Source organism: Streptomyces rhizoryzae (assembly GCF_023155275.1).
Lineage (GTDB): Bacteria > Actinomycetota > Actinomycetes > Streptomycetales > Streptomycetaceae > Streptomyces > Streptomyces rhizoryzae.
The window spans coordinates 1-6,809 of record NZ_JALMUV010000095.1 but is presented as its reverse complement, the minus strand read 5'-3'; the positions used below and the strand labels follow the sequence as shown (position 1 = coordinate 6,809).

The window sequence follows — 6,809 nt, the reverse complement described above, 5'->3', positions numbered from 1 at the left end:
CCCCAGCCCCCACAGCGGGCCCCACCCCAGCGCCCCACCCCACCTCCCAGCCCGTCCGGCGTTCGAGGACGAGCCCGCAGGGCGCTCACGAGCCGACAGGGCGAGCAGGCCGGCAGGCGACAGGCCCGGCAGGCGAACAGCGCAAAGCGACCAGGCGCAACGGCATCAACGGGTCCGGGGCCGGGCCCCGGTTTCGGGAAGGGGCGGGTCCGGGGCACATCCCTCACGGCCCGGCCCCGCGGGCCGGCCGGCCACCCCGACACCCTGCCCCGCACCCCGGGCAACCGCCCGCCGCGACCCCTCAGACCGGCGTGACCGTCAACCCGGACAGCCCGGCCAACCCCGTCGGCCCGCCCGCCCGGACGGCCACCGACCCGTACGGCGTACTCAGCCGCAACCACCCCGAAGCGGCCAGCAAGGCCAACGACGACGCCCCCGCGGAACCAGATCCGGACCCGGACCGGGAATCAGAGCCGGAACCAGCCCCGCCCCCACGACCGGCACCAGCACCCGCCCCACCGGCCCCGGACACCGCCCCGGCCCCCGCCATCACTCCGGCGGTCCGAGCCCCCCGCAGGAACCCCAGGGCCTGCGCCGCATGCACCGCCCGCAGCGGCAACTCCGTATCGCCCAGCCGCCGCGACCAGATCTCGCGCCCGATCCGGTCCCGCTCACTCCGCGTACGCCGCTGCGGCGGCAACGCCTCGTCCCGCGCCCGGAACTCGGCGACCGCGGCGGACACCGCACGGACCAGCGCCTCCGGCGCGGGGAGCCCCGGCACCCGCGTCCAGCCGCCACGCGGCGGCAGCACCCCGGCCCACGGCGGCCCGGTCACCGCGGCGGGCACGGCGAGCCGGCCCTCCGCCTCCGCGATGCCCTCCAGCAGCTCACCGGCGGACACCGTCACATCCAGCACCGGCGCCCGCCCAGCTCCGGCAGACGCAACCGCCCCACCAGAAGCAGCCACCTCACGAGAAGCATCCGCCCCACCAGACGCAACCACCTCACGAGAAGCATCCGCCCCGCCGGACGCAGCCGCCCCGGCAGACGCGGCCTCCGGCCCACCGCCGCCCGGCGCAGCCAAGCGCGCCGTCCGGATCGCCAGGACCTCGAACGACGGGGGGCGGCCGAAGACCGCGAGCACGCCGCCCCCGGCCTGGATCCGTACCGCCGCCCCGCGGTCGTAGTGAAGGAGCCGGGCGAGGAAGGCGGCGAGATCCGCTGCCTCCCCGGCGTCGGCCAGGTGCAGCACCGTCATCGCGCGACGGCTCCCTCCTGCTGCCCGGCGCGGCCCCGCCCGGCAGCCTCCACGGCACCACCCCGGCGCACCGCGCCGTCCTCGTGGGCCGCGTCGTCCAGATATTCCTTGAGGATCGCCTTCTCCTCCGCCGTGAGGCGGCGCGGCCGCCCCGCGGCGAAGTCGAACGGCACGACCACGGTCGAGGCCCGCAGATACACCGCGTCCTCGTCCTTCACCTCGTACCCCACCGTCATCGACGCGGCGCTGATCTTCGCGACCCACAGCTCGACGGTCACCGGCTCGGGCCGGTGGACCAGCTGCCGCAGGTAGTCGATCTCGTGCCGGGCGACGACCGAGCCGCCCTTGAACGACGCACTGCCGCCCCCCGGCGCCAGCCGGCGCATGAAGTCGATCCGCGCCTCTTCGAGGTAGCGGACGAACACCGCGTTGTTGACGTGGCCGAACGCGTCCATGTCCGACCAGCGCAGGGGGCAGGAGTACAGGTGGCGCACGTCGGTCAGCCCCGGGTCAGCTTCTTGTACGTGGCACGGTGCGGGCGGGCCGCGTCCGCACCCAGCCGCTCGATCTTGTTCTTCTCGTACGACTCGAAGTTGCCCTCGAACCAGAACCACTTGGAGTTGCCCTCGTACGCCAGGATGTGCGTGGCGATGCGGTCGAGGAACCAGCGGTCGTGGGAGACGACCACGGCGCAGCCGGGGAAGTCCAGCAGCGCGTTCTCCAGGGAGGACAGCGTCTCGACGTCGAGGTCGTTGGTCGGCTCGTCGAGGAGCAGGAGGTTGCCGCCCTGCTTGAGGGTGAGCGCGAGGTTGAGGCGGTTGCGCTCACCGCCGGACAGCACGCCGGCCGGCTTCTGCTGGTCCGGGCCCTTGAAGCCGAACGCGGAGACGTAGGCCCGCGAGGGCATCTCGACCTGGCCGACGTTGATGTAGTCGAGCTCGTCGGAGACCACGGCCCACAGGGTCTTCTTGGGGTCGATGTTCTCGCGGCTCTGGTCGACGTAGGAGATCTTGACGGTCTCGCCGACCTTGATGTCGCCGGAGTCGGGGGTCTCCAGGCCCTGGATCATCTTGAACAGCGTGGTCTTGCCGGCGCCGTTCGGGCCGATCACGCCGACGATGCCGTTGCGCGGCAGGGTGAAGCTGAGGTCCTCGATGAGGACCTTGTCGCCGAACGCCTTGTTGAGGTTGTTGACCTCGACGACGACGTTGCCCAGACGCGGGCCCGGCGGGATCTGGATCTCCTCGAAGTCCAGCTTCCGCATCTTGTCGGCCTCGGCGGCCATCTCCTCGTAACGCGCCAGACGCGCCTTGGACTTGGCCTGCCGCCCCTTGGCGTTGGAGCGGACCCACTCCAGCTCTTCCTTGAGGCGCTTGGCGCGCTTGGCGTCCTTCTGGCCCTCGACCTTCAGGCGGGTCTGCTTGGTCTCCAGGTACTTGGAGTAGTTGCCCTCGTAGCCGTGGGCGCGGCCGCGGTCGAGCTCCAGGATCCAGCCCGCGACGTTGTCGAGGAAGTACCGGTCGTGGGTGACGGCGACGACGGTGCCGGGGTACTTGGCCAGGTGCTGCTCCAGCCACTGCACCGACTCGGCGTCGAGGTGGTTGGTGGGCTCGTCGAGGAGCAGCAGGTCGGGGGCCTCCAGCAGCAGCTTGCACAGCGCGACGCGGCGGCGCTCACCACCGGAGAGGTTGGTGACCGGCCAGTCGCCGGGCGGGCAGCCGAGGGCGTCCATGGCCTGTTCGAGCTGGGTGTCGAGGTCCCAGGCGTTGGCGTGGTCCAGGTCCTCCTGGAGCTTGCCCATCTCCTCCATCAGCGCGTCGGAGTAGTCGGTGGCCATCAGCTCGGCGACCTCGTTGAAGCGCTTGAGCTTGTCCATGATCTCGCGCGCGCCGTCCTGGACGTTCTCCAGCACCGTCTTGGACTCGTCCAGCGGCGGCTCCTGCATGAGCATGCCGACCGTGTAACCGGGCGAGAGGAAGGCGTCGCCGTTCGACGGCTGCTCAAGACCGGCCATGATCTTCAGCACCGTGGACTTACCGGCGCCGTTGGGACCCACGACACCGATCTTCGCGCCCGGCAGGAAGCTCAGCGTCACGTCATCGAGGATGACCTTGTCGCCGTGCGCCTTGCGCGTCTTGCGCATCGTGTAGATGTACTCAGCCAAGAGAAACCGTCCGCCAGTTTGGATCTATCAGGTGGTCTGTGGGGCTCCGCCGCCTGGGCCGTGGTGCGGCGTGGCCGCGCGAGGGCAGATACACCCCATCTTGCCGTACGTCCATCCCCGGACGGAAACGGGTGTCAGGGGGCGGACGGCCGTGGCCCCGGAGCGACTGTCTCGCTCCGGGGCCACGGGGGTGTGCCTCCGGTGATCCTCCGGTCACGGCCTGTGGACGGCCCGGGCCCGGTGGCCACCGCGTCGCTCGGCGACGGGGCCGGCCGACCGCCTCGCTCCCGCGGACGGTCCGGTCCTCCTGCTCAGAGGGGCGTGCGGCTCTCCTCACTCACGAGGCCGTGCCGCTCCCCTCACGCACGAGGACGGTCCGGTCCGCTCGCTCACGCGGAGGTGCCGGCCTTCTTCTTGCGCAGGAAGAACACCGCCGCACCGCCGACCACGACGAGGGCGACCGCGACGCCCGCGATCACCGGGGTGGCGCTGCTGGAACCGGTCTCGGCCAGGTCGGTGCCGTGCCCGCCGGTGGTGCTGCCGCCGGACGTGCCGCCGGCCGGGGCCGGGCTCGGGTGGGCGGAGGGCTGGCCGCCGCTGCCCGCGGTCTTGCAGTCCAGGACGCCGGAGAAGGTCTTCTTGAAGCCGTTCGCGCCGGTGATCGTGATCTGGTACGGCTGGTCCTCGCCGACCGGGACGGTCACGGTCTTGGACGCGCCCGGCGCGACCTCGTAGTCCTTGCCGGACAGCTGGAAGCGGAACGCCTCATCGCCCTTGTTGCTGGCGGTGACGTCGACGCCACCCTTGGCGCAGTCCTTCTCGGCGGTGATCGCCGGGATCGCGCCCTGCTTCTTCCAGGAGACGGTGGCGGCCGCGGAGACCGTGGACTCGCTGGAGCCGGCCAGGATCTGGGTCTGGCTCTTGGCGTGCTCGCCGATGCCGGTGAAGGCCCGGCCGACCGGGACCTTGGTGGCGGCCTGGGCGGTCAGCGAGGTGGTGCCGTCGGCGGCGCCCTTGGGGACGTCGAAGAACAGCTGGCTGCCGTCGGCGGCGCTGGTGACCGGCTTGCCGTCCTTGCCGACGATCTTCACGCCGGCCGGCACGTCCGCCGCCGGGGCGATGGTGACGCTGTCGGCGTTGGTGTGCACGGTGACCGGGCCGATCTTGCTGCCGGACTTGCCGGAGACCGCCGGCGGGTCCAGGGTCAGCGACGCCTTGGGCTCGGCGACGCTCTGCGCGCTCTTCTCCAGGTAGTCGGCGAGCTTCTCCGCCGCCGGGTCGACCGCGTCGACCTTGACGTGGTCCGAGAAGCGCCAGATCGCGACCTGGGTGCCGGCCGCGGCGGTCTTCTCCGTCAGCTGCCCGGCACCGGCCTTGGCGGACAGCGCCGCCAGGTCGTTCACCTGCGGGTAGGAGTTCTGCAGGATCCAGCGGATCTTGCCGGCGTCCGGGTTGTCGTGCAGCGAGGACTTGCCCCAGCCGACTTCCTGGTAGCGGGCCTGCTGCTGGGTCGGGTTGTGGACGTCGATGCAGTAGGTCTGCAGCGTGCCGCCGTTGTCGACCGACATCTCGAAGAGGCCGGCGCCGACGCGCTGGTCCCCGCCGTTGCCGTGGAGCACCGCCTGGTCGAAGGTCTTCAGACCACGGAGCGTGGCGGTGGCACCCCCGCCCTGCTGCGTAGCCGGGTCGTCCGCCGCGGCGGTCCCCGCGGTGGCTATCGTGCCCGCCGCGATGAGGCCCGAGGCCACGACCGCGGCGGCAAGGCGGGCTGCGCCGCGCCCCTTCATCGAAAGCATGATTTCCCCTCTGGGCGAGGCGGTCCGCTGGAGAGGTCGCCTCACCGGACAGATCCCAAGAACTCAACGGCCGAACTGGTCAGCCTGGTCAGCCCCCGTGAGTACTCGTCGGATCCTATGGAGCAGGCGCATCAGGGTCCCCGGTAATAGCGTCCTATAAGCGATCCGAATCGCAATCGTTACCGAATACCCGCACCGTGAGCTGACATTATCGACAAATCGCCGGTCATTTTCAGGGCACAGATACCTTCTGCGCCGAATTGCCCGACGCCTTCGCGGCCCGCCCGGACGGCACTGTGCGATCCTCCGCCCGCCCCTGGGGCCGCGGCGTCCCCACCGCCGCCGGCTCCGGCCCCGCGTCTCCTTCCGCTCCCGCCTCTGACCCTGCCGTTGGCTCCGCAGCCGGCTCCGGCCCCGCATTCCCTTTCTCCAACGCCCAGGGTTCGGCGATTGGTTGAGCGTTGCACAGTTGAATCCCCTGCGGACGCTGGCCTTGCGATTGAGGGCCTTGCGATTGAGGGCCCGGCAGTTGGGCCCCTTGCGGTTGGGCCCCTTGCGGTGGGGTTCCGTTCGGCTGATCGCTCTTCGACTGGCTGCTCTTCGACTGAGTGGCGGTCGGCTGAGGGGAAGTCACCTGAGTTCCGTCCCGCCGGGTGGTGTCCGGTTGATTGCCGACCTCTTCTTTCCTGGACCGCGCCACGCGGCGGAACGCGGACGTCCCGCGCGCCAGGTCATGGCCGATCGCCAGGGCCTCGATCTCCGCCGCGAACCAGCGGCCACCGCCCTTCTCCGGCGGCTGCTCACCCTCCCGCAGCCGCAATCGCCCCTGGACGACAACCGGTTCCCCCACCGCCACCGACGCGGCGACGTTGTCCGCGAGCGCGCGCCAGGACCGCACGGTGTAGAAACTGGTCTCCCCGTCCGTCCAGCATTCCCGGGCCCGGTCCCACCGCCGCGATGTCGTGGCCATCCGGAACCGCGCCACCGGCACCCCCGCCGGCGTCTCCCGGTGCTCCACCGCCGTGGCCACGTTCCCCACCAGCGTCACCATCGTGTCGTTCATGAAAGCTCCCCCGCCTTTTCCCGTTCCGGCTTCTCGCGCTGCTTCTTACGCTGTTCCTCGCGCTGAACTCCGTTGTGGTTCCCGGTTCGCCCGTTTCCCGAGTACGTGCTGCCGGTCCTGCGTACTCGCTGCCGGCTTCCTTCGGCTGTCGCCCGCTCTCGTCTCTCTTCGCTGCGTGTTGTTGTCTCCTCGGGACGTCGTCTGGACGTCCGCCCTGTTGCGTCAGATTGCTGCGCGTTGCGCCGCGTTGCCCGTACCGCCGTCGTATTGCGTCGGCCATGCCCCGTATTGCCGTTGCCCTGCGGTGCATTGCGTCCGGTGACGCCGTGCCGTGCCGCCTGCGCTTCGCGGTTTCCATGCTGCACGGATCCCGCGCAGCCCGCCGCGGGCTGTGGACAACCCGCTGTCTGTGGACAACTCCGTCACCCGGCAGGGCGGCGCGTACGGCCGGACACCGGCGCACGCCGGACGCCGGAGGCAGGAGGCAGGAGGCAGGAGGCAGGAGGCAGGAGGCAGGAGGCAGGAGGC

Annotated in this window: 5 protein-coding genes; all 5 read right to left on the bottom strand. The window is 71.1% G+C overall.

Annotated features, from left to right (window positions below; genetic code table 11):
- Positions 1-301: 301 nt before the first annotated feature.
- The gene (locus tag MUU72_RS34760; protein WP_248017455.1) at positions 302-1,258 is read right to left on the bottom strand and encodes a DUF8010 domain-containing protein; all 957 of its coding nucleotides are present in this window, start codon (positions 1,256-1,258) and stop codon (positions 302-304) included.
- Positions 1,255-1,752 (bottom strand): acyl-CoA thioesterase, encoded by a 498-nt coding sequence (locus MUU72_RS34755; RefSeq protein ID WP_248017454.1) that lies wholly within the window; start codon positions 1,750-1,752, stop codon positions 1,255-1,257. Before MUU72_RS34755 ends, MUU72_RS34760 begins: the two co-directional genes overlap by 4 nt.
- Before the next feature lie 5 nt (positions 1,753-1,757).
- Entirely contained in the window at positions 1,758-3,422 is a 1,665-nt protein-coding gene (gene ettA / locus MUU72_RS34750) for an energy-dependent translational throttle protein EttA (protein ID WP_248017453.1), read from the bottom strand.
- A 389-nt stretch (positions 3,423-3,811) separates the two neighbouring features.
- Positions 3,812-5,218, bottom strand: a complete 1,407-nt coding sequence (locus MUU72_RS34745) for a Cys-Gln thioester bond-forming surface protein (protein WP_248017452.1) — start codon at positions 5,216-5,218, stop codon at positions 3,812-3,814.
- 232 nt (positions 5,219-5,450) lie between these two features.
- Positions 5,451-6,281: a single-stranded DNA-binding protein gene (locus tag MUU72_RS34740; RefSeq protein WP_248017451.1), complete on the bottom strand. Its 831-nt coding sequence runs from the start codon at positions 6,279-6,281 to the stop codon at positions 5,451-5,453.
- Between the last annotated feature and the right edge of the window lie 528 nt (positions 6,282-6,809).

Coding starts and splice junctions, on each gene's coding strand:
- MUU72_RS34760 (WP_248017455.1), bottom strand. CDS start 1,258: ATGACGGTGCTGCACCTGGCCGACGCCGGGGAGGCAGCGGATCTCGCC.
- MUU72_RS34745 (WP_248017452.1), bottom strand. CDS start 5,218: ATGCTTTCGATGAAGGGGCGCGGCGCAGCCCGCCTTGCCGCCGCGGTC.
- MUU72_RS34740 (WP_248017451.1), bottom strand. CDS start 6,281: ATGAACGACACGATGGTGACGCTGGTGGGGAACGTGGCCACGGCGGTG.